The sequence below is a fragment of the Streptomyces sp. E11-3 genome (assembly GCF_046540415.1).
Lineage (GTDB): Bacteria > Actinomycetota > Actinomycetes > Streptomycetales > Streptomycetaceae > Streptomyces.
The window spans coordinates 3655530-3677328 of record NZ_JAZGRL010000001.1 but is presented as its reverse complement, the minus strand read 5'-3'; the positions used below and the strand labels follow the sequence as shown (position 1 = coordinate 3677328).

The following is a 21799-nucleotide window of genomic DNA, read 5'->3' as shown; positions in this document are numbered from 1 at the left end:
CTCTGGAGAGCTCGCTGCCTCTCAGGTCTGCGGGATCACCGCGACCGGGCACGGGGCGTGATGCAGCAGGGCGTGGCTGACCAGCCCCAGATGCAGGCCCACCGGCGTGGTCCGGCGGTGGGAGCCCACCACCAGCAGATCGGCCGTCTCGGCCTCGCGCAGCAGCAGCGACCGCTCCGGGGCCTCGACCGCCTCCTGGCGCAGCCGCACCTTCGGGTGCTCGGCCACGGCCGGCGCGAGCGCGTCGGCGAGCAGTCGCTCAGCGGCCTGCCGGCCGTCGGGCGCGTGCTGCCAGGCGTGCACGGCGCGCAGCTCGCAACCGCGGCTCTCGGCCTCGCGGAAGGCGAACCGCACCGCTTCGGCTCCCTGTTCCGTGCCGTCCACTCCGAGGACGATGCGCTCGAACCGCCCGTTCCGCTGCTGCTCGTCTCCCCGTACCACCACCGTCGGGCACGGCGCGCGCCCGGCCACCGCCAGGCTCACCGACCCCAGCAGCATCCGCTTCAGCGGCCCGCGGCCACGGCAGCCGACCACCAGCGCGAATGCCTCGTGGCCCGCCTGGAGAAGCGCCGGCACCGGTTCCTCGGGCAGTACGTCGAGCGACACCTTGACGTCCGGCTGGCGCCGGGCCACCCGTCGCTCGGCGTCGGCCAGGGCGCTGCGGGCCGACTCCTCCGGCTCCGGCTCCCCGAGGGTCTTCTCGCGCGCGACCACGTCGTATCGCTCCTGGGAGGTGGCGAACACCGCCCGCAGTCCCCGTCCATGGCGAGCCGCCTCGTCCGCCGCCCAGTCCAGTGCCTCGAACCCGGACTCGGAGCCATCGATCCCCACGACCAAGGGGAGCTGCATTGTCGCCACCGCCTTTCCGGCACGCTTGTCTCTCCTCAGCAGACCACCGGTGCGGCCGTCGCGCCAGACGAGCGATGGCGCTTCGCGATGCCGACGGCGTGCGGGGTCTCGCAGGCCGTGGTGATCAGCCCTTTCGGGATCTGCGGTCAGCTCTTACTGAGCCGTGGGCCGTCGCCGGTACGTCCGCGCAGGACGGTCAGGCGGCGGTGGTACTCGTCCTCGTCGATCTCGCCGCGGGCGAAGCGTTCGGCGAGCAGCTCCTCGGGGTCGGTCGACGGGGTGTGGGCCGACGGGGTGTCGGCCGTCGTCCCGGTGTTGCTCGTCCGGGTCAGGGCGCGGACGAACAGGACGCCGAGGGTGATGATCACACCCCAGAAGAGGATCATGCTGGCCGACATGGCGAACCAGCCCCATCCGCTGAGATTGTGGTCGTACCAGAACATCACGGTCACCCGCTTCCTCGCGGGCTGTGGGAAACGGGGCCTGATGCCCGCGTTTTCCCAATGCCTCACCCTCACCCTCGCCTCCGTACGGCAGCGCGTCGTGGGCCGATGGGGCCAGCACGCCGGGCCATTGGACCCTTACCCTCTGGGGGTATCTCGGTCAGTCTGGGGAGGCAGCCGGACAGCGCGACAGAGGGCACGCCAGAAGGCACGACAGAGAGCACGACAGAGAGAAGGTCTGTCATGGATACCTCCGACATCGTCGTGGTGGCCCTGGCCGTTGTGCTCGTCGCCGTGCTGGGCTGGTTCTTCTTCGGTCCGCGCCGCGCCCGCACCGCCCGTCTGGAGGGCGGGGTGCAGCGCGTGGAGGTGAGCGTGCGGGGCGGTTACAGCCCCGATGTGATCCGGGTGCGCCAGGGCGTGCCGGTGGAGCTGGTCTTCGACCGGCAGGAATCCGGCGAGTGCACCAACCGGGTCGTCTTCCCCGACCTGCGGGTCAGCGCCGGACTGCCCGCGTACCAGCGCACCACCGTGCGGTTGCGGCCGGAGCGGGCGGGTTCGTACGGGTTCGCGTGCGGGATGAACATGATCCACGGCACGCTCGTGGTCGATCCGGTCGATCCGGGCGAAGACTCCGGGGGTGGTGCGGCCGCCGAGAAGGACCGTGCTGCCACCACCGAGGACGAGGCGGCGCACGGTGGCCATGGCGAGCCACACGGTGGCCATGGCGAGCCGACGCCTGCCGCCGACGCCGAGGCGGCGGAGGTCGCCGAGCGCCGTGCCGAGATCGCCGACCTGAGCCGCCGGGTCGCCACCGGCGCGGTGCTGACGCTGCCGGTGGTGTTCGCGGTCATGGCCCACGAACTCTTCGGCGCCGACTGGGTACCGGGCTGGATGCTCAACCACTGGCTCCAACTGGCCCTGGTCACGCCGGTCATGTTCTACACGGGGTGGCCGATCCACCGCATCGGCTGGCTGACCCTGCGCCACCGCGGGGCCGACATGAACTCCCTGATCACCCTGGGCACCTCGGCGGCGTACGGCTACAGCCTGCTGGTGACCCTCGCCCCGTCGCTGCTGCCGGAGGACGTCCGCGAGGTCTACTTCGAGGCCGTCGGCGTCATCCTCACCCTGATCCTCCTCGGCCGGCTGCTCGAAGCCCGCGCCAAGGCCGGCACCGGTGAGGCCATCCGGGCCCTGCTGGGGCTGCAGGCACGTACCGCCCGGGTGATACGGGACGGGAACGAGGCCGAGATCCCGGTGGACGAGGTCGTGGTGGGCGACGAGATCGTCATCCGGCCCGGCGAGAAGATCCCCGTCGACGCCGAGGTCCTGTCCGGGTCGTCCGCGGTGGACGAGTCGATGGTCACTGGTGAGCCGATACCGGTCACCAAGCACGTCGGCGACACCGTCATCGGCGCCACCGTCAACACCACCGGCTCCCTGCGGGTACGCGCGGCGAAGGTCGGCGCGGACACCATGCTGGCGCAGATCATCCGCCTCGTGCAGCAGGCCCAGGCGTCCAAGGCGCCCATCCAGCGGCTCGCCGACGCGATCTCCGCGTACTTCGTGCCCGCCGTCATCGGCGTCGCCGTCGCGACCTTCGTCCTCTGGTACACCGTCGGCCCGTCCCCCGCCCTGACGCTGGCTCTGGTCTCCGGGGTGGCCGTGCTGATCATCGCCTGCCCGTGCGCGCTGGGCCTGGCCACACCGCTGTCGGTGATGGTCGGCACCGGCAAGGGCGCCCAGGCCGGGATCCTCATCCGCTCCGCCGAGGCCCTGGAGACCGCGCACAAGCTGGACACCGTCGTCTTCGACAAGACGGGCACCGTCACCGAGGGCAAGCCGGTCCTCACCGACATCCAGCCCGCGGACGGCTTCACCGAGGACGCACTACTGGCCCTCGTGGCCGCCGCCGAGGCCGACAGCGAACACCCGCTCGCCACCGCCATCAACGAAGGCGCCCGCGAACGCGACCTGACCGTGCCCCGCGCATCTGCCTTCGACTCCGTCACCGGCAAGGGCGTACGGGCCACCGTGGACGGCAGGGACCTGCTCGTCGGCACGGCGCGACTGCTCACGGACGTCGGCATCGACACCACGGGGCTCATCGCACGGGCCGAGGAGTTCTCCACCCAGGGCAAGACCCACATCCTGGCCGCCGTCGACGGACGCCCCGCCGGGGTCCTGGCGGTCGCCGACACCGTCAAGGACGACTCCGCCCAGGCCATCGCCGCACTGCACCGCCTCGGCATCGAGACGGTGATCCTCACCGGCGACAACGCCCGCACCGCCGCTGCCATCGCCGAACAGGTCGGCGTACGGCGGGTCCTGGCCGAGGTCCTGCCCGAGCACAAGGCCGACGAGATCCGCCGCCTCCAGGGCGAGGGTCACACGGTCGGCATGGTCGGAGACGGCATCAACGACGCCCCCGCTCTCGCCCAGGCAGACGTGGGCCTGGCGATCGGCACCGGCACCGACGTGGCCATCCAGGCCGCCGACACCACCCTCATCTCCGGCTCGCTGTCCGGTGTGGTCACCGCGATCCGGCTGTCGCGCGCGACCATGCGCAACATCAAGCAGAACCTGTTCTTCGCCCTCGTCTACAACGCCGTCGGCATCCCCATCGCGGCCGGCGCCCTCTACCCCCTGTGGGGCATCCGGCTCAGCCCGATCATCGCCGCCGCGGCCATGGCCCTGTCCTCCCTGTCGGTGGTCACCAACGCCTCCCGGCTCCGCCGCTGGCACCCCACGCCACTGCCGGACGCCGCAACGCCGGACGCCGCAACGCCGGACGCCGTACGCCCACGGGTGGAGACCGCGACGAGCTCCGCACCAGAAGCGCGCGCGGCCACCACGACCGACCCCGTGTGCGGTATGCCGGTCGACCCCGCCACCGCACCGGAACACCGCGACACCGCGGGCGGAACCGTCTACTTCTGCTCCGCCCACTGCGCGGCCGCCTACGACGCAGAGCCCGCCCGCTACAGCGCGCCAACGACGGAACACAGCGACGGGCACCACCGCGTAGACGAAAGCTGACCGAGCAGGCGCGAATCCGTCGAGGTCAGGCGGCGTCAGCGGGAATCGTCCCCAGGCGCCCCGCCTGGAAGTCGTCGAACGCCTGGGCCAGTTCGGCGTGACTGTTCATCACGAACGGCCCGTAGTGTGCCATCGGTTCGCGGATCGGCAGACCACCCAGCAGCACCACCTCGAAGTTCTCGCTACGCGAGTCCTGGCTCCCCGCGGCCCGGATGGTCACCGAGTCACCGTCGCCGAAGACGACCGACTGCCCCATGCCGAAGGGCCGCCGCTCGGCGCCGGCGAAGCCTTCACCAGCGAGCCCGTAGGCGAGGGCGTTGAAGTCCGTCCGCCAGGGCAGCGTGATCTCGGCGCCCGGGTTCACCGAGGCGTGGATCATCGTGATCGGGGTGTGGGTGACGCCAGGGCCGTCGTGGCCGTCCAGTTCACCCGCGATGATGCGAAGCAGTGCGCCACCGTCGCCCGACGTCAGCAGCTTGACGCTGCCGCCGCGGATGTCCTGGTAGCGGGGGTCGGTCATCTTGTCCTTGGCGGGGAGGTTCACCCACAGCTGCAGGCCGTGGAAGAGGCCGCCGGAGATGACCAGCTCCTCGGGCGGCGTCTCGATGTGGAGCAGGCCGGAGCCGGCCGTCATCCACTGGGTGTCGCCATTGGTGATGGTTCCGCCACCGCCGTGGGAGTCCTGGTGGATGAAGGTGCCGTCGATGATGTAGGTGACCGTCTCGAAGCCACGGTGTGGATGCCAGGGGGTCCCCTTCGGGTCCCCGGGCGCGTAGTCCACCTCGCCCATCTGGTCCATCATGATGAACGGGTCGAGGTGCTGGTAGTTGATGCCCGCGAACGCGCGGCGCACGGGGAAGCCCTCGCCTTCGAAGCCGCTGGGAGCGGTGGCCACGTGCAGGACGCGGCGCGACTGGGCGCCGACGGGGGCGGAGACGCGGGGGAGGACGAGCGGGTTCTCTACCGTCACGGCGGGCATGACGACTCCTTCAGAAGGTTCGGGCGGGGGCGCGGTTCAGCCGGGCGATTCAGGTCAGGCACGCGCGGCGGGCAGGGTCAGCGGGTTCTCGACGGTCACTGCAGGCATGGTCGATACCTCCTTGTGGTTCGAGTTTAGTTGAATCTCGAACTTCCTGCCAGGGGAACGCAAAGTGCCCGGGAGGGCATTCCCTCCCGGGCACGAGTGCGTCCGTCTTGGCTACCTAAGCGGCACCTGAGGCTCTAGCCGTACATACGACGCATCGCGAAGTCGACCATCTGCTCCACGGCCTTCGCGTCGAAGACCATCCGGTGCTCGCCCTCCATGTCGAGGACGAAGCCGTACCCGGTGGGCAGCAGGTCGATCACCTCGGCGCCGGTGATCACGAAGTACTTGGACTCCTTGCCCGCGTACCGGCGCAGCTCCTTGAGCGAGGTGAACATCGGGATCACCGGCTGCTGGGTGTTGTGCAGGGCGAGGAAGCCGGGGTTGTCGCCGCGCGGGCAGTAGACCTTCGAGGTGGCGAAGGTCTGCTGGAAGTCCTCCGGGGCCAACGAGCCGGTCGTGAAGGCGCGTACGGCGTCCGCGAGTGACGGGGGCGACGGCTCGGGGTAGAGGGGCGGCTGCTGGCCGTACCCGCCGGGCATCTGCTGCTGCGGCGGTGGCTGCGGTGGCGCGTACTGCTGCTGGGCGCCCGCGTTCTGGTCGTAGCCGTACATACCCGCAAGAGTACTGAGTGTCGCGGCCTCTCGTGGGCGATCCCCCCGCTCCTCGTACGCGATCCTCCCGGCCCGCCCGAACGATCCCGCTCACCCGGGCGGGCGCGATCAGCGGGACGGGATGCCGGGGGCGTGATCGGGTGGGGATGTGCCCTCGCCCGAGCCACCCCCGCAGGCGCCGCTCATCCCCACCGGAGCTCGTCGCCTCGCCGCCTGGTGCTGGGTCGTCCTGCTGGTCACCGGAGTCGCCGCGGTCGCGGTCTGGCTGTGCGTCGCCTTCCGTGCGGTGGTCACGCCCGTACTGCTCGCGGTACTCGGGGCCGCGCTGCTCGGGCCGCTGTACCGCAGGCTGGTCGCGCTCCGGGTGAACCGCTCGGCCGCCGCCGGGCTGACCTGCGCCGCCGTACTCGCCTTCGTCGGCGGCGCCGTCTACATCGTGGTCAGCGCGCTGATCGACACCGGGGACGAGATCATCGCCTCGCTCAAGGACGCCGCGGTCTCCCTCGCCGAGCACTTCGGCGCCGCCGGGACCTCGCTCGACGACCTGGCCTCCAACGCCAAGGGTCTGCTCGCCGAGTTCGGCGGCACCGCCGCGTCCGGGGTGATCAGCGGGATCAGCGTGGTCGGCGAGATGATCGCGATGGCCGTACTCGCGCTGCTGCTCATCTTCTTCTTCCTCCGCGACTCCGACCGCGCCGTCGCGTCCCTGCGGGCCCTCGCGCCCAGGGACACCGGCGACACCGTGGAGGCCATGGGGCGGCGGGCCTTCGAGGCCGTCGAGGGCTTTATGCGCGGGACGACCATCATCGCGCTCATCGACGCGACGTTCATCACCGTGGGGCTGCTGCTCCTGCGGGTGCCGGGTGCGCTCGGGCTCGGCGCGCTGGTCTTCGTCGGCGCGTACATCCCCTACCTCGGGGCGTTCATCTCGGGGGCGGTGGCCGTACTGGTGGCACTCGCGGACCGGGGGTTCGTGATCGCGCTGTGGGCGCTCGGGGTGGTCCTCGCGGTGCAGGTCCTGGAGGGCAACGTGCTCCAGCCGATGATCCAGAGCCGTACGGTCCAGATGCACCCCGCGGTGGTGCTCCTCGCGATCACCGCGGGGGCTTCGGTGGCGGGGGTGCTCGGGATGCTGCTTGCGGTGCCGGTGACGGCGGCGGCGTTCGGGGTGCTCTCGGAACTTCGGGCGCGCTATGGAGGGGGTGCGGCGTAGTGTGCGCCTGTTGTTTTTGCGTTCACGGTGCGGGGTGTCGGGGGTGAGGGTGCCCCTCGGGCTTGTGTTCACGGTGCTCCGTGGCGTGGGGGTGCGTTCTGTTTCGTTGTGGGGCGGGGGCGCGCTGGGGGGCACGTGCTCCCGCCGCGCGAGGTGACCCGGTAGCGGTATAGCGAGCCCGGTGGTGGGGTCAAGGTTGGGCGGTCCGCGCGCACCCCCCACCACGCCCCCTCACGCCGGTTCCGCGACTACCGGCCGGTGGGGCTGTCCCCGCCCACCCGCGCACATACTTTCTCGACTCCATCGCGCCTGCGCCCCGGTGGGCTGTCCCCGCCCACCCATCGGCTCGCTTCCGCCACCTGGCGCCTGCGAGTTGGTGGGGCCCCGCAGACGCGAAGCCGACCAGAGGGTGCCCGGTGGGGGCGAGCCCGCCCCACCGGCCGCAAGGCGCGCAACCGGCCGCAGGGGTCGGGGCGGGGGCGCGTCCGCCCCCTCCGGCCGGTAGTCGCGCTGCCGGCCGGAGGGGACGGGGCGGGGGGTGCGCGCGCAGCGCCGACGGTCCACACCGGGATCCCTGTGGCATCACCGGATCAGACGTCGGCGTGAGCACGTACCCCCCGACGCGGCCCCGCCCCACGACGAAACAGAGCGCACCACCCGCGGTGGAGGGAGCACGTACCCCACACCGCGTACGGACGGTCGCGGTACGGGTCAGCCCGGCTCGTGGAGTTCGAACCAGATGGACTTGCCCTCGCCGCGTGGGTCCACGCCCCACGCGTCCGCGAGGAGTTCCATCAGGACCAGGCCCCGCCCGGACGAGGCCAGCTCGCCGGGGTGGCGCTTGTGCGGGAGTTCGTCGCTGGCGTCGGTGACTTCGACGCGCAGCCGCCGCGCGCCCAACTCGCCCCGCGCGTTCGCGATGACCAGCGCGTCGCCGTCCGTGTGCACCAGTACGTTGGTGATCATCTCGGACACCATGAGCACCGCCGAGTCGACCTGGTCCGCATCGGCCCAGTCGTGCAGCAACTCGCGCAGATGCTGCCGAGCCCCCGCGATCCGCTCCGGCTCGGCCTGCGCCACGGTCAGCACGGTGCGCCGCGGCGGAGCGCCCGCAGCCCCCGCCGCGCCACGGGCCCCGGCACCCGATGGCGTCCGGCGCAGCAGCAGCACCGCGATGTCGTCCTCGCGGCGGTCGGCCAGCGGCCCGGTCGAGTGGTGCGAGGACGGGCCGTGCACCGCCTTGACCAACTCGTCGGCGAGCTGCTCAAGGCCGAACCCGGCGTCGTCACCGTCGTACTTCTCGTCGTACGCCTCAAGGATCTCGCGCAGCCGCGCCCAGCCGGTGTCCAGGTCGTGGCCACCGGTCTCGATCAGCCCGTCGGTGCAGATCATCATGGTCTCGCCGGGGTCGAGGACCAGCCGCGTCGTCGGATAGTCCGCGTCCGGGTCGATGCCCAGCGGCAGCCCGCCCGCCGTGGACGGCGTCACCACGGTGCCGTCGCCGAGGCGGATCACCGGGTCCGGGTGCCCCGCGCGGGCGATCTCCAGGGTTCCGGACTCCGGGTCGGCCTCGACGTACAGGCAGGTCGCGAAGCGCGGATCGGCGACGTCGGCGGAGGCGTCGGGCCCGCCGGTGGACCCGTAGGTGACGGAGTCGGTGATGCCGGACAGGAAGCGGGTGGCACGCGAGAGCACGGCATCGGGCCGGTGCCCCTCGGACGCGTACGCGCGCAGGGCGATCCGCAGTTGTCCCATCAGCCCCGCGGCCCGTACGTCATGGCCCTGGACGTCGCCGATGACGAACGCGTACCGCCCGGACGGCAGCGGGATCATGTCGTACCAGTCGCCGCCGACCTGGAGCCCGCCCCCGGTCGGTACGTACCGCGCGGCGACCGACATCCCGGGTATCTCGGGGCCGAGCGCGGGCATCATCGACCGCTGCAGCCCCTCGGTCAGCTCGCGCTCGGACTCGGCGACCCCGGCCCGCGAGAGGGCCTGCGCCAGCATCCGGGCCACCGTGGTCAGCACGGAGCGCTCGTCCGGGGTGAAGGAGACGGGATAGGTGAACGCCGCCATCCAGGCGCCGATAGTGCGGCCCGCGACGACCAGCGGCAGAAAGGCCCAGGACTGGCGGCCGAAGCGCTCGGCGAGCGGCCAGGTGGTGGGGTAGCGGAGCTTGTACTCCTCGGGGGTCGTCAGATAGACGGCCCGTCCGGTGCGTACCACGTCGGACGCCGGATAGGCGGTCTCCAGGGGCATGTCCAGGAACGGGTCCTCGTCGCCCGGCGAGTGCCCGTGGTGCCCGATGACGGTGAGCCGGTCGCCCTCGACCCCGAAGACGCCAAGACCGTCGGGTGAGAACCCGGGCATCGACAGACCGCTGGCGACCCGCAGCACCTCGGCCGTCGAGCGCGCCTCGGCCAGCGCCCGCCCCGCGTCCAGCAGGAACGCCTCGCGGGAGCGCCGCCAGTCGCCGGTCACCGGGGTGCGGGCGGCGGTGGCGGGGATCTCGCTGACTTCCTGCAGGGTGCCGATCAGCTCGTACTCGGTGCCGTTGATGACCGGCTTGGACCGGCTGCGGATGACCCGCAGCACCCGGCCCTGCTCGTCCATGACGCGCAGCCGGGCTTCGGCGAGGGTGCCCTCGGCGACGGCCAGCTGGACGATGCCGTGTATCTCGTTCCAGTCCACGGCGTGGAAACGGGAGCGGATCCCGGCCTCGGTGAGGGTGACGACGGTCTCGGGGGCACCGGGGGCACCGGAGGCGCTGGGGACACCGGAGGTACCGGAGGCACCGGAGGTACCGGGGGCCGCGGGCGCCGTGGGAATGCCGAGCAGCCTGGCCGCCTCGGCGTCGAGGGTGACCAGCCCTGTGGCGTTGTCCCAGCGCCACAGGCCGGTCGCGATGGCGGCCAGGATGTTCCCCACGGGGGGCAGGGAACCCCGGTCGTCGGTACGCATTGCTTCACTTTAGGAAGGTTCGCCGGAATGCCGCCACCGAGGCCGGTGTCGGTGGCCCGACGGAGGCCCGCAGCACGGCCCACAGCACGCCCGCAGCGCAGCCCATAGCGCGGCCCGCACCAAGCAACCGTAGTGACATGTTTGTGCCAACCAAGAGGGCAGGGGCCGGACGGTAACCTGGGGTGGTTGATTCCCGCCTGTCTCGCGAAGAATGACGCGAAGAATTGGATGAACGATGCACCGGTACAGGTCCCACACCTGCGGCGAGCTCCGCGCCTCCGCCCTCGGCGCCGAGGTCCGGCTGAGCGGCTGGCTGCACAATCGCCGAGACCTGGGCGGCATCCTCTTCATCGATCTCCGTGACCACCACGGCATCGTCCAGCTGGTCGCCCGCCCGAACACCGACGCGTTCGACGCCCTCGACAAGCTCTCCAAGGAGACGGTCGTCCGCATCGACGGCAAGGTGATCTCGCGCGGCGCCGAGAACGTCAACGCCGAGCTCGCCACCGGCGAGATCGAGGTCGAGGTCTCCGAGGTCGAGGTGCTCGGCGCGGCCCAGCAGCTGCCGTTCCAGATCAACCAGGATGACGGGGTCGGCGAGGAGCGCCGCCTGGAGTACCGCTTCCTGGACCTGCGCCGCGAGCGCATGCACCGCAACATCATGCTGCGTACGGCCGTCATCTCAGCGATCCGCCACAAGATGACCGCACTCGGCTTCAACGAGATGGCCACCCCGATCCTGACGGCGACGTCCCCCGAGGGCGCCCGCGACTTCGTGGTGCCGTCGCGCCTGAACCCCGGCAAGTTCTACGCGCTGCCGCAGGCCCCGCAGCAGTTCAAGCAGCTGCTGATGATCTCCGGCTTCGACCGGTACTTCCAGATCGCGCCCTGCTTCCGCGACGAGGACGCCCGCGCGGACCGCTCGCCGGGCGAGTTCTACCAGCTCGACGTCGAGATGAGCTTCGTCGAGCAGGAGGACGTCTTCCAGCCGATCGAGCAGCTGATGACCGAGCTGTTCGAGGAGTTCGGCGGCGGCCGCCACGTCACTTCACCCTTCCCGCGCATCCCGTTCCGCGAGTCGATGCTCAAGTACGGCAACGACAAGCCCGACCTGCGCGCCCAGCTCGAACTCGTCGACATCACCGACGTCTTCGCCGACTCGGAGTTCAAGGCCTTCGCGGGCAAGCACGTCCGTGCCCTGCCGGTCCCGGATGTGGCTGGGCAGTCCCGCAAGTTCTTCGACGGCCTCGGCGACTACGCGGTCGAGCAGGGCGCGAAGGGCCTGGCCTGGGTCCGCGTCGCCGAGGACGGCTCGCTCACCGGCCCGATCGCCAAGTTCCTTACGGATGAGAACGTCAAGGTGCTCACCAAGCGCCTCGGCCTCGCGGCCGGTCACGCGGTGTTCTTCGGAGCCGGTGACTTCGACGAGGTCTCCAAGATCATGGGCGCGGTCCGGGTCGAGGCCGCCAAGCGCTCCGGCCACTTCGAGGAAGGCGTCTTCCGCTTCTGCTGGATCGTGGACTTCCCGATGTACGAGAAGGACGAGGAGACCGGCAAGATCGACTTCTCGCACAACCCCTTCTCGATGCCTCAGGGCGGCATGGCCGACCTGGAGGAGAAGGACCCGCTGGACATCCTGGCCTGGCAGTACGACATCGTCTGCAACGGCATCGAGCTGTCGTCGGGCGCGATCCGGAACCACGAGCCCGAGATCATGCTCAAGGCCTTCGAGATCGCGGGCTACGACCGTGACACCGTCGAGCACGAGTTCGCGGGCATGCTCCGCGCGTTCCGCTTCGGCGCGCCGCCGCACGGCGGGATCGCCCCGGGCGTGGACCGCATCGTGATGCTGCTCGCCGACGAGCCGAACATCCGCGAGACCATCGCCTTCCCGCTCAACCAGAACGCGCAGGACCTGATGATGGGCGCGCCGACGGAGCTGGACGAGTCGCGGCTGCGGGAGCTGAACATCGCGCTGCGCAAGCCGGTGGCGAAGCCGTCGTCCGGCGAGTAGTCAGTACGTGAGGGAAGGGCCCGGAACCGAAGTACGGTTCCGGGCCCTTCTCGCGCGGTCAGGGCCACGCTGGGGAAGCGGCCGTATCCGGGGGTACGTCTTCATCTGGGGGTACGTCGTCAGGCGGTCCGGACCAGTGCGGGTTGAAGAGGTCGTCAACCGTGTCGCAGAGGACGGCGGTCTCCATCCAGCGGCCCTGCTCTTCAGGGTCCGCGCACTCGGTGATGCGCAGCAGTGCCCATGGGGGCACCGGGATGCGGCGCTGCCGAAGCACGTACAGCACCGCCTCAGCTCGCCACGCGGCGACAAGCCGTGGTGGGGCTCCGGCAGGAGTGCCCTTCTCCCAGCCTGCCAGCCAACCCTCAAGGTATGCCGTCTCACGTACGGTTCGGCGGCCGGGGAAGTAGGAGACGACCCCCATCAGTCACCGCCGAGTTCTACGTCGTCGGCGAAGACGTCGTCGATGCTCTGCGCGCGGACCGCTCGGCGGAGCCAGAGGTTGAGGACGTCAGGCTCGGTGCAGGTCAGAATGCGCTCCCGTGCGGCGTCGGGAACGGGGATGTCACGCTCTTCCAGGACGAGAAGGACGGACTCGGCCTCGCCTTCGACTTTGCCCTCGACTTTGCCCTCAGACTTGCCCTCAAGGTATGCGGTCTCGCGGACCGTGCCCTGGCCTGGGTAGTAGCTGACGAAGCTCATGATTCTCCTCCAGTTGTCTCCCGCTGGGGTCTTCCCCAGGTTGACTTCCAGGAACTCGTTGAAGTAGTCGGCGGCCTCTCCGTCGATCCCCTGAAGGGCGCGGCCCAAGGCTTCCAGTATGGCGTCGCTGTCCGGGCTGTTGGCGTGTGCCACAGCGGCGATCGCTGCCAGCCCAGGCTTCGCTGCCGCAGTCCGCTGATCGGTGATCACCGGAAGATTGTGCGGCCCTGCGACCAGGGGCGACGTACGTTGTGTCGTCCAGCCCCGGGTCCCGCAGTCGAAGGGCCCGGTCGCCCACTTCGCGGTGGACGGGTCCTGGCAGACCACGAGCAGCAGGACAGGCAGGCGGTACTTGGACTGGAGGTAGGCGACGTAGTACGGCCAGCTTGACTCCTTGTCCGGCTTACGGGCCGTCTGTGACTCGATCGCGAGTAAGAAGTCGTCTCCGTCGGACGGGCCAATGCGCATCACGGTGTCTACACGGCGCTCCAGAGGCTTGGTCTCCGTCACGTCGGGGGTAAGTACGGCAACAGTTGCCTTCTGGGGCAACTCGATGCCCAGCACCGCGAAGACGGGGGTGAGGATCTCGGGCCGCTCCTGGAAGATGCGGTGCAAGCCCTCGTGGGCTGATGTGACCATATTTGGAACCTATGCAGGTCGGCGGGCTGGAAGCCCGGATGTTCGAGCGGGATCACCCGTTCGAGGGGCGAAGAACCGTTCAGGCAGCCTGGGTCAGCTCGCACCAGACGAACTTGCCGACGGTGGGCTTGAGTTGGCCGCCCGGGGCGTACCAGCCCCAGTTATCCGTGCACTCCTCTACGAGGGCGAGGCCTCGACCCGAGGTCGGGGTGGGGATCGGCGCGGCGGCGGCCAGGGGCGGCGCCGGNAGACGAACTTGCCGACGGTGGGCTTGAGTTGGCCGCCCGGGGCGTACCAGCCCCAGTTATCCGTGCACTCCTCTACGAGGGCGAGGCCTCGACCCGAGGTCGGGGTGGGGATCGGCGCGGCGGCGGCCAGGGGCGGCGCCGGGGTCGGGGGTCTGGGGTCGTTGTCCCAGACCGCGATGCGCAGGATCGGCGCGGACCAGCGGAGGGTCAGGGTCGCCGGGCCCTTGGTGTGCCGCACGGCGTTCGTGACCAGCTCCGTTGCCACGAGCTCGGCGGCTTCTGTGAGCTGCGGCAGGCCGTGCAGGGTGAGGATCAGGCGGAGGATGCGGCGGGCGATGGTGACCGCGCGGGGGTCGTTGGGGATGGAGAGGGTGTACGTCCAGGGTTCGGCGGGGTCTCCGGTTCCGGGCATAGGCATGCGTGACTCCTGGTCAGGGAGGGGGAGTTGGGGTGCACTGCGGAGTTGTCGGGCGGTGGCAGTGTCGCGGCCGTCGTGGCGTGACGGGGCGGTGCGCTTCCGGGAGCCCGGCGTTTCGCAGCGTGTGCGTCGCGCTACTGAACGTAGAGGTAAATGTTTCGCCGACGCAAGGCGTTCGCGTAATCTGGCACCCGATCGGGTCGTTCAACTCGGTGCGACAAAAGATCTGTTGGAGAAGTGGGGGCGCATGGTTGCCAGGATTCAGCCGACCGCTCGCCAGGTGCGGCTAGGTGTCGAGCTGCGCAAACTGCGGGAGGCGGCAGGGCTCAGTTCCCGGCAGGCGGCCGCGTTCCTGGGAACGAGTCCGGCTCAGATGAGTCAGGTCGAAGCGGGCAACGCGGGGGTCAGTGGCGAACGCGTACGCAGACTTGCGGTGCACTACGCATGTGCCGACCCCGAGCTCGTCGACGCGCTGGTGGAGATGGCGACGGACCGTACGCAAGGGTGGTGGGAGGAGTACCGAAACGTGCTCCCGCCTGAGTTCATGGACTTGGCGGAACTGGAGCATCATGCGCGTGCCATTCAGGTGGTCGCGACTGCCCACGTACCGGGGCTGCTTCAGACCGAGGAGTACGCGCGGGCGGTGTTCGGGTACTGGGTTCCACCGCTCCCGGATGGCGAGCTGGATCTGTGGGTTGCGTGTCGCATGCATCGCCAGCAGGTCCTCTCGCGGGAAGACCTGGTTCCGTACGAGGCGGTCCTGCACGAGTCCGTTCTTCGTACCCGTGTCGCGGACCAACAGGTAGCCCGTGCCCAGCTCGACAAGCTGTTGCTTCAGTCGGAGCGCCCGAACGTCTCGCTGCGGGTGATCCCGTTCGATGTCGACGGATTTGCCGGAGCCAGTTCGTCACTGCTCTACGTGGGAGGTCCGGTGACTGCGTTGGACACCGTGCAGCGGGACACCCCGTATGGATCGGCCTTCCTGGATGCCTCGGCACAACTTCACGTCATGCGAACACTCTTCCGTAAGGTGGAGTCAGCGTCCCTTGACCCAGCCCGGTCGCGGGACTTTATCCACCGTCTGTCGAAGGAGCTGTAGGCGTGATCCGGTGGCAGAAATCCACGTTCTCCGGCGGTGCGGCAGGCAACGAATGCGTTGAAGTCGCAGGAAACGACAACGAGTTGCTCCTGCGCGAAAGCGAAAACCCGGACCAGGTCCTCTCGCCCACCCGGTCCGGGCTCGCCGCCCTCATACGCCACGTACGCGCGGTGGCCACGCCGACGCGCTGAGCGTGGCGTGGGCAGGAGTTTGGCGGTTGGCTGAAAGTGGGCGGGCGGTGGCACCGGGTGTCTTGCCGGGTGCGGCGGGCCGCTGCCAGGATTCGGGGCGCGCTCTGCGGCGGCCGAAGTACGGGTCAGACCTCCGGCCGGTCCCTCCACCCGTTGGTTCTGCCCGACGTCTGAAGGACGACCGACCCAAGGAGTGCCCCACCTATGCTGCGATCGAAGCTGCGTGCCCTGCTGCTCGGCGCCGGTACCGCCGCCCTCATGTCGGCCACCGCGCTCGTGCCCACCGCGAGCGCCGCGACCGCCGCCCCGGCAGCTGACAGCGGTACGACGTCCGCCTCGGCGGCCTTCTGGTCCTGCACCGTCCCGCCCGGCTACACGTACACCGGCACGCGTGCCACGTACAGCTGCAACTCCAGCGGCTACCGCAGCACCCAGTACTACGTCCAGCAGCCCTCGGACGGTCTGCGGGCGTGCACCGTTCCCGCTGGTTTCACGTACACGGGTACGCGTACGACGTACAGCTGCAACATCAACGGGTATCGCGGCACGGAGTACGCCCTGGCCACGCCCAGGGACGGTCTGCGGACGTGTACCGTCCCGGCCGGTTTCACGTACACGGGTACGCGCACGACGTACAGCTGCAACATCAACGGGTATCGCGGCACGGAGTACGCCCTGGCCACGCCCAGGGACGGTCTGCGGGCGTGCACCGTTCCGGCCGGCTTCACGTACACCAGCACGCGTGCCACGTACAGCTGCAACATCAACGGGTACCGCAGCAACCTGTACACCCTCCGCGCCCTCTGACAGAGCAGGGGCCCGGAGACCGTCGTCCCCGGGCCCCAGCTGGGCAACCTCTCTTAGGCCGCTCTTAGGCCGCGTTCTTCATCGCGGTCGCCAGGCCGTTGGCCCAGAGCTGCTCGACGCGGGAGCGCTCGGGGGCGTTCGGGTACGCGTTGGTGCAGGACGGGCCAGGGCCGCCGCCGGACATCAGCTCGCTGCACGGGCCCTGGTAGTGGTCGGGCAGGCCCAGGACATGGCCGGTCTCGTGCGCGGTGACGCGGGTGGAGTTGTAGATCTGGTTCTGCCTGTAGTCCAGGAAGATGTAGCCACGGCCGTGGCCGTCCGTGTAGGCGTACGAGCCCCGCGAGTCGTTCCCCTCGTAGTACCGGAAGTCGGGGTTCGAGCCTTCCTGGAGCTTGACGTTGGAGACGGAGCTGTTCCAGATCTGGGTGCTGCTGGCTATCTGCTGTCGGAAGCTGGGCGCATTGGCCGCGCTGTAGGTGACGGTGACCTGCTGGGCGCCGGGGTTCGCGGCGCGCTTCTCGGCCACGGACTTCAGGACGGCCTCGAAGAAGGCCTTGTTGGCGGCGGCGTCCTCGGCGGAGCCCGCGTACTGGGCGTACGTGGACGAGGATGAGGGCGAGGACGCCGGGTCTGCCAGCGGCGCCGTGGCGGCGGCGGCCGGGGCCGCGCTCAGTGCGCCGATGGCCAGACCCAGGCCGAGGACGGCGGGGAGCAGCGGTCGGGAAAGTCTCATGTGGGGGCTCCTACTCGTGTGGGGCGAGTGGTTAACCGAGAGTGTCGGGGAGCGGGAGTCCCGTGCGGAGATGGCAGATGCCGATAGCTCCGGGCTATCGGCTGGCCAACCGGCCTTGCTCTGGCGGGATTTCGGCGTCTGGTGTGATCGCTGGGCTGGTTCTACGCTCAACCGTCATGGAGCTTGAGGTGAGGCACCTCCGTGCGGTCTGCGCCATCGCCGACACCGGCAGCCTGCACAAGGCCGCGCGCCAACTGGGCGTCAGCCAGCCTACGTTGACCACCCAGCTCCGCCGTATCGAGGGGGCGCTCGGTGGCCGTCTGTTCGCCCGCGAGCGCACCGGGTGCCGACCGACACCGCTCGGCCTGGTGCTGCTCAGTCGGGCCCGCCCGCTGGTCACGGAGATGCGGGAGCTGGTGACCGAGGCCAGGGCGGCGGCCGCCAGGACCGGTGGGCCGCGGCTGCGGATCGGCTCCACGGCCAGCCGCGCGCTGCCGGGGTGGCTGCGGCGGCTGCGGATCCGGCTCGCGGACGCCGGGGGCGCGCCCAGGCCAGGCACGGACGTATCCCTGCAGATGGACGTCTCGGCGAACGCCCTGTTGCGGCAGGTCGCCGACGGTCACCTCGACGTCGCCTTCGTCCACCAGGTGGAGGGGTGCCCGCTGCGGACGCCGGAGGGCCTGCGGCTGCGGGTCCTGATGGACCGCGAACCGCAGTTCGTCTCGCTGCCCGTGGACCATCCGGCCGCCCGACGCCCTGCCGTACGGCTCGCGGAGCTGGCGGGCGAGCAGTGGATGGTCGACCCGACCGTGGACGGCGAACGGGACGGGCTGCTGCGGGTGCTGCGCGCCGCCGGGCTCAACCCCTGTGTGCTGCACGGGGATTACCTCACCGCGGCGACGCTGGTCGCCACCGGCGAGGTGGTCACGGTCTGCCAGCCGACCTCGCGCGCGCGTCCCGACATGGCGATCCGGCCGCTGGAGGGCGACCCGCTGGGCGTACGGCTGCTGCTCGCGGCCCGTACGGAGGCGGAGCTCGACGGGGTGTACGGGGATCTCGAAGCGGCGTACCGGGAGGCGGCTCAGCAGGCGACGGCGTATCGGGATTGGCTCTTGCGAACGAGGAGCGACAGGGCCGCCTGACCCGGCCGAGGCGGGACCTTAGTCCTCATTGGTCCGTTTACGTACTCGTGCGCGGCCCTGCCGGGAGCCGTTACGTCACCTACGTATGACCCCAACATGACCTCCGTAGCTTGATTGATGTCGCCGCTGCAAAGGGGCGCAGACAGGGAAAGTCCCGCTACCAGAAGGTCATCATCATGCGTGCCACCCGTCGTACCGTTCGTTCCGCCGCGATCGCCACCGGTGTCATCGCCGCCACGCTCGCCCTCCCGGTCGGCATAGCGTCGGCCGACTCGCCGACCGCCCCGGACACCCACCAGGACCAGGGCGAGACGGTCCGTGAGTCGGTCGGGCAGAAGAGCGGCGGCGAGAAGCCGGACACCAGCAAGCGCACGTACGTCCGCACGTACAAGAACCTCGGCGGTTCCGGCTTCGACGCCAAGGTCTTCAAGACCAAGAGCGGCTACGAGGCCGAGATGTGGGGCAAGGACACCGCGTCGAACAAGGTGATCCTCTGGGACACCCTCACGCAGTCGGGTATCAAGGCCGCCTACGGCCAGCACAACGGCGCCCACTTCGTGCTGAACCCCGACGGCACTATGAAGGGCTGGGTCGAGGGTGGCGGCAAGAAGCAGGACAACAAGAAGCAGAACAAGAAGACTCAGAGCAAGAAGACTCAGAGCAAGACGCACGACAAGGCCGGGAACAAGACCCCGCAGGGCCACGTCGTCCCGAAGGGCGGCGTCAAGGCCGGGGCCGAGGGAGTCGAGAAGGCGCCCGACACCGCAATGGTCGCCGCGGGTGGCGGCATGGCCGCAGCGGGCGCCGCGGGCCTCGGGTTCGCGATGCTGCGCCGACGTCGCACCGATGGCGAGGGCTGACGCGCCCCCGGGTCTGAGACGAGCGAGGGGCGGCACCCGTGCGGGGTGCCGCCCCTCAGTGCGTCGGTTCAGCGCGTCGGTCAGCAGCCGATGTTCCGGCCGTCCTTGCGCCAGACCGCGACCACCGACGGGCGGACGTGCTTCCCGGGTCCGTCCGGCCACGCCGACGCCGGGTTCTCCACCGTCGCCCCGTCGACCTCGCCCGGGTGCTGCACCGCGACCAGCACCCGGCGGTCCTGGACGATCGGGCCGCAGGTCTCGGCACCGGCCGGGACGGTCAGGAACTGCTTGAGCTCACCGCGCCGCGCGCCGTGCGTGGCGACGCCGAACAGGCCGTCGTGGCTGCCCAGCTTGTTGCCGTCGGTGGAGATCCACAGGTTGCCGTACGGGTCGAACGCCACGTTGTCCGGGCAGGAGATCGGGCTGACCTGGTCCTTCGGGAAGCCCGCGAAGTACGTGGACGGGTCCTCCGGGTCGCCCGCGACCAGGAACAGCGACCAGGCGAACTTGGTGCTGGCCGGGTTGTGCCAGTGCTCGGTGAGTTCGAGTACCTGCCCGTGCTTGTTCTGGTTGCGCGGGTTGGCCTCGTCGGCGGGGGCCTGGCCCTCGGTGCCGCGCTTGGTGTTGTTGGTCAGCGCGACGTACACCTTGCCGGTGCGCGGCGAGGGCTCGACGTCCTCGGGGCGGTCCATCTTGGTGGCGCCCGCCTTGTCACCGGCGAGCCGGGTGAAGACGAACACCTCCTCGGCGGTCATGCCCTCGACGTGCGAGACGGCGCCGTTCGGGCCCGCGGTGGCCAGCGGGATCCAGACGCCGCTGCCGTCGAACTCGCCGTCGCTGGGCAGGGCGCCGGTGCCGTCGATCTGCTCGGCCGGGGAGTCGCCGGTCAGCTTGGCGACGTAGAGCGTGCCCTCTTCGAGGAGCGTGAGGTTGTGCGCGCGGGCGTGCCGGCTCTTGCCGCGCTTCATCCGCTTCGAGGAGACGAACTTGTAGAAGTAGTCAAAGCGTTCGTCGTCGCCGCTGTAGAGGACCGGGCGGCCGTCGCGGGTCAGCGTCGCGGTCGCGCCCTCGTGCTTGAAGCGGCCGAGTGCGGTCTGCTTGACCGGGGTCGACTCCGGGTCGTACGGGTCGAGCTCGACGACATAGCCGAAGCGGTGCGGCTCGTTCGGCTCCTTGGCCACGTCGAAGCGGTCGTCGAACCGCTCCCACTTGCGGCCGGAGGCGCCGGTGGGCAGGCCGTAGCGCTTGTCCGTGTCACTGGAGCCGTTGGCAAAGTACTGGTTGAAGTTCTCCTCGCCGTGCAGCGTGGTGCCCCACGGGGTGGTGCCGCCCGCGCAGTTGTTGAGGGTGCCCAGCACCTTGGTGCCGGTCGGGTCGGCGGAGGTCTTCAGCAGGTCGCTGCCGGCGGCGGGGCCCGCGACGCGGAACTCGCTGGTGGCGGTGAGGCGGCGGTTGACGTGGTGGCGCTGTACGGGCGTGAGCTTGCCGGTCCTGCGCTCCTCCTGCACGGCGACGACCGACAGGCCGTGCGCGGCCCAGGCGATCTCGACCTGCTCGCGGGTCGGGTTGTCGGAGTCGTACCCGGCGAACATCAGCTCCTCGTCCGTGTACTCGTGGTTGGCGACGAGGAGCTGGCGGCCGTGGCCGTACGGCAGCAGTGCCAGGAAGTCGTTGTTGTAGCCGAACTGACCGGCCTGGGCCTTCGCGGTCTGGTTCTCCGGGTCGAAGGCGGGGGCGCCGCGCAGGATCGGTTCGCCCCAGCGGATCACGACGTTCTGCTCGTAGCCGGTGGGGATGGTGACCTGGTCGGCGGTGTTGGGGGCGACGGCGTCGAAGCGCAGGCCGCGGGCGGCCTTGGAGGTGGGGCGGCCGGGGCGGCCGGGGTGGTGGCGGTCCGCCGTGGCGGCTGCGGCCTGGGTGGCCATGCCGGGGGAGGCGAGCGCGGCGGTACCGGCCGCGGTGGCGACGGTCACCACGGCGGCGGCGCGCATCATCGACCTGCGGGACAGGGCGCCGGCCATGACATCGCCGACGTACTCGTTGTCGCTGGTGTTCGGCACTTCCTGGAAGCAGGCGTCTCCGCAGCGGTAGCGGCAGGTCAGGGCGGAGCGTCCACCCGGGTGCGAGCTGATGAGCGGCAGCAGTTTGCGCACGTTTCTCTCCATAAGGGATACGGGCCTTGCTGGGCCCCGTTGAGCCTTCTTCGGCGCACCCTGCGCCGACACCGTGTCGGAATGTTCCGGCGGTGACGTTAGAGGGGCATGTGTGCAGGTCGGCGGCTGGTGGGTGAACCCGAGGTGAACCCCCGGCGCACGGAGGTAAGTTGGCGCCGGTGCCGCGCGCGGTGTGCGCTGCGTCCGCGCCGGGTTGACGTTCGGGGCGGGCTGCTGGGGTGACGGGCGGCCGGGACCGGCCGACCCTCCCCAAGATCGCGGAACGCGGCGGCTAACCTTACGTGTCCGCCCTGGCCAGGGATTACGGAATCAACTCACGCGAAGGGTTGCGCACATGGGCATTCTGGATCTCCTGCGGAACGCGTTTGGGCGGTCCCGCAAGGGGCGCGACGAAGCGGGCGCCGCCGGGGCCGTGCCGGAGGCTCGGCAGGAGGCGGAGCCTTCGGCTTCGACGTCTGCCTCGGCTTCGACGTCTGGCTCGACGTCTGCCTCGGCCGTGACGTCGGATTCCGCGGCTGCGGAGTCCGTCTCGGTGCCGGGCCCCGCCAAGGAGTCACGCGGCGACGCGG

17 protein-coding genes and 1 pseudogene are annotated in these 21799 nt (G+C 70.3%); 9 read left to right on the top strand and 9 right to left on the bottom strand.

Going from position 1 to position 21799, the window contains the following annotated elements:
* Positions 1 to 21: 21 nt before the first annotated feature.
* Positions 22 to 849, bottom strand: a complete 828-nt coding sequence (locus tag U9R90_RS16845; protein ID WP_411057267.1) for a universal stress protein — start codon at positions 847 to 849, stop codon at positions 22 to 24.
* Positions 850 to 995: 146 nt separating this feature from the next.
* Positions 996 to 1292, bottom strand: a complete 297-nt coding sequence (locus U9R90_RS16840) for an SHOCT domain-containing protein (RefSeq protein ID WP_411057763.1) — start codon at positions 1290 to 1292, stop codon at positions 996 to 998.
* Positions 1293 to 1535: 243 nt separating this feature from the next.
* Between U9R90_RS16840 and U9R90_RS16835 the strand changes: the two genes are divergently transcribed.
* Positions 1536 to 4334: a heavy metal translocating P-type ATPase gene (locus tag U9R90_RS16835; RefSeq protein WP_411057266.1), complete on the top strand. Its 2799-nt coding sequence runs from the start codon at positions 1536 to 1538 to the stop codon at positions 4332 to 4334.
* Between the two features lie 25 nt (positions 4335 to 4359).
* On the opposite strand, the gene U9R90_RS16830 is transcribed toward U9R90_RS16835, so the two are convergent.
* The gene (locus U9R90_RS16830) at positions 4360 to 5313 is read right to left on the bottom strand and encodes a pirin family protein (RefSeq protein ID WP_411057265.1); all 954 of its coding nucleotides are present in this window, start codon (positions 5311 to 5313) and stop codon (positions 4360 to 4362) included.
* Positions 5314 to 5555: 242 nt separating this feature from the next.
* A complete protein-coding gene (locus U9R90_RS16825) occupies positions 5556 to 6032 on the bottom strand; it encodes an SseB family protein (RefSeq protein ID WP_411057264.1) in 477 nt (158 codons plus the stop codon).
* A gap of 148 nt (positions 6033 to 6180) precedes the next feature.
* On the opposite strand from U9R90_RS16825, the gene U9R90_RS16820 reads away from it, so the two are divergent.
* Entirely contained in the window at positions 6181 to 7245 is a 1065-nt protein-coding gene (locus U9R90_RS16820; protein ID WP_411057263.1) for an AI-2E family transporter, read from the top strand.
* 711 nt (positions 7246 to 7956) lie between these two features.
* Here the strand turns inward: U9R90_RS16820 and U9R90_RS16815 are convergent.
* Entirely contained in the window at positions 7957 to 10206 is a 2250-nt protein-coding gene (locus tag U9R90_RS16815; RefSeq protein ID WP_411057262.1) for a SpoIIE family protein phosphatase, read from the bottom strand.
* 235 nt (positions 10207 to 10441) lie between these two features.
* On the opposite strand from U9R90_RS16815, the gene aspS reads away from it, so the two are divergent.
* Positions 10442 to 12220: an aspartate--tRNA ligase gene (gene aspS, locus U9R90_RS16810; protein ID WP_411057261.1), complete on the top strand. Its 1779-nt coding sequence runs from the start codon at positions 10442 to 10444 to the stop codon at positions 12218 to 12220.
* 420 nt (positions 12221 to 12640) lie between these two features.
* Here the strand turns inward: aspS and U9R90_RS16805 are convergent, their stop codons facing one another.
* Positions 12641 to 13558 carry a hypothetical protein gene (locus tag U9R90_RS16805; protein WP_411057260.1) on the bottom strand — a complete coding sequence of 306 codons (918 nt, stop codon included), beginning with the start codon at positions 13556 to 13558 and terminating at the stop codon, positions 12641 to 12643.
* A gap of 177 nt (positions 13559 to 13735) precedes the next feature.
* Positions 13736 to 14224, bottom strand: coding sequence for an ATP-binding protein (locus tag U9R90_RS16800; RefSeq protein WP_411057259.1), 489 nt, complete (start codon positions 14222 to 14224; stop codon positions 13736 to 13738).
* A 247-nt stretch (positions 14225 to 14471) separates the two neighbouring features.
* Between U9R90_RS16800 and U9R90_RS16795 the strand changes: the two genes are divergently transcribed.
* The 3 genes from U9R90_RS16795 to U9R90_RS16785 all read left to right on the top strand — a co-directional run bounded on the left by U9R90_RS16795 (position 14472) and on the right by U9R90_RS16785 (position 16321).
* Positions 14472 to 15323 carry a helix-turn-helix domain-containing protein gene (locus tag U9R90_RS16795; RefSeq protein WP_411057258.1) on the top strand — a complete coding sequence of 284 codons (852 nt, stop codon included), beginning with the start codon at positions 14472 to 14474 and terminating at the stop codon, positions 15321 to 15323.
* Between the two features lie 2 nt (positions 15324 to 15325).
* Positions 15326 to 15514 (top strand): DUF397 domain-containing protein, encoded by a 189-nt coding sequence (locus U9R90_RS16790; RefSeq protein ID WP_411057257.1) that lies wholly within the window; start codon positions 15326 to 15328, stop codon positions 15512 to 15514.
* A gap of 204 nt (positions 15515 to 15718) precedes the next feature.
* Positions 15719 to 16321 carry a hypothetical protein gene (locus tag U9R90_RS16785; RefSeq protein ID WP_411057256.1) on the top strand — a complete coding sequence of 201 codons (603 nt, stop codon included), beginning with the start codon at positions 15719 to 15721 and terminating at the stop codon, positions 16319 to 16321.
* A 64-nt stretch (positions 16322 to 16385) separates the two neighbouring features.
* On the opposite strand, the gene snpA is transcribed toward U9R90_RS16785, so the two are convergent.
* Positions 16386 to 17054 (bottom strand): snapalysin, encoded by a 669-nt coding sequence (snpA, locus tag U9R90_RS16780; protein ID WP_411057255.1) that lies wholly within the window; start codon positions 17052 to 17054, stop codon positions 16386 to 16388.
* 176 nt (positions 17055 to 17230) lie between these two features.
* Here snpA and U9R90_RS16775 point away from each other — a divergent pair, with 176 nt between their 5' ends.
* Entirely contained in the window at positions 17231 to 18196 is a 966-nt protein-coding gene (locus U9R90_RS16775) for a LysR family transcriptional regulator (protein WP_411057254.1), read from the top strand.
* Between the two features lie 176 nt (positions 18197 to 18372).
* Positions 18373 to 19056: a hypothetical protein gene (locus tag U9R90_RS16770; protein WP_411057253.1), complete on the top strand. Its 684-nt coding sequence runs from the start codon at positions 18373 to 18375 to the stop codon at positions 19054 to 19056.
* A gap of 80 nt (positions 19057 to 19136) precedes the next feature.
* Here the strand turns inward: U9R90_RS16770 and U9R90_RS16765 are convergent, their stop codons facing one another.
* Complete coding sequence (locus tag U9R90_RS16765) at positions 19137 to 21209, bottom strand: PhoX family protein (protein ID WP_411057252.1); 2073 nt, start codon at positions 21207 to 21209, stop codon at positions 19137 to 19139.
* A 355-nt stretch (positions 21210 to 21564) separates the two neighbouring features.
* Here U9R90_RS16765 and U9R90_RS16760 point away from each other — a divergent pair.
* Positions 21565 to 21799 (top strand): annotated as a pseudogene (locus U9R90_RS16760) (Toxic cation resistance protein); the annotation flags it as partial.

Excerpts from the sequence above, each read along its gene's own strand:
- U9R90_RS16845 (WP_411057267.1), bottom strand. The coding sequence starts at position 849 with ATGCAGCTCCCCTTGGTCGTGGGGATCGATGGCTCCGAGTCCGGGTTC.
- U9R90_RS16835 (WP_411057266.1), top strand. The coding sequence starts at position 1,536 with ATGGATACCTCCGACATCGTCGTGGTGGCCCTGGCCGTTGTGCTCGTC.
- U9R90_RS16825 (WP_411057264.1), bottom strand. The coding sequence starts at position 6,032 with ATGTACGGCTACGACCAGAACGCGGGCGCCCAGCAGCAGTACGCGCCA.
- U9R90_RS16795 (WP_411057258.1), top strand. The coding sequence starts at position 14,472 with ATGGTTGCCAGGATTCAGCCGACCGCTCGCCAGGTGCGGCTAGGTGTC.
- aspS (WP_411057261.1), top strand. The coding sequence starts at position 10,442 with ATGCACCGGTACAGGTCCCACACCTGCGGCGAGCTCCGCGCCTCCGCC.
- U9R90_RS16805 (WP_411057260.1), bottom strand. The coding sequence starts at position 13,558 with ATGGTCACATCAGCCCACGAGGGCTTGCACCGCATCTTCCAGGAGCGG.
- U9R90_RS16770 (WP_411057253.1), top strand. The coding sequence starts at position 18,373 with ATGCGTGCCACCCGTCGTACCGTTCGTTCCGCCGCGATCGCCACCGGT.
- U9R90_RS16785 (WP_411057256.1), top strand. The coding sequence starts at position 15,719 with ATGCTGCGATCGAAGCTGCGTGCCCTGCTGCTCGGCGCCGGTACCGCC.
- U9R90_RS16830 (WP_411057265.1), bottom strand. The coding sequence starts at position 5,313 with ATGCCCGCCGTGACGGTAGAGAACCCGCTCGTCCTCCCCCGCGTCTCC.
- snpA (WP_411057255.1), bottom strand. The coding sequence starts at position 17,054 with ATGAGACTTTCCCGACCGCTGCTCCCCGCCGTCCTCGGCCTGGGTCTG.
- U9R90_RS16775 (WP_411057254.1), top strand. The coding sequence starts at position 17,231 with ATGGAGCTTGAGGTGAGGCACCTCCGTGCGGTCTGCGCCATCGCCGAC.
- U9R90_RS16840 (WP_411057763.1), bottom strand. The coding sequence starts at position 1,292 with ATGTTCTGGTACGACCACAATCTCAGCGGATGGGGCTGGTTCGCCATG.
- U9R90_RS16815 (WP_411057262.1), bottom strand. The coding sequence starts at position 10,206 with ATGCGTACCGACGACCGGGGTTCCCTGCCCCCCGTGGGGAACATCCTG.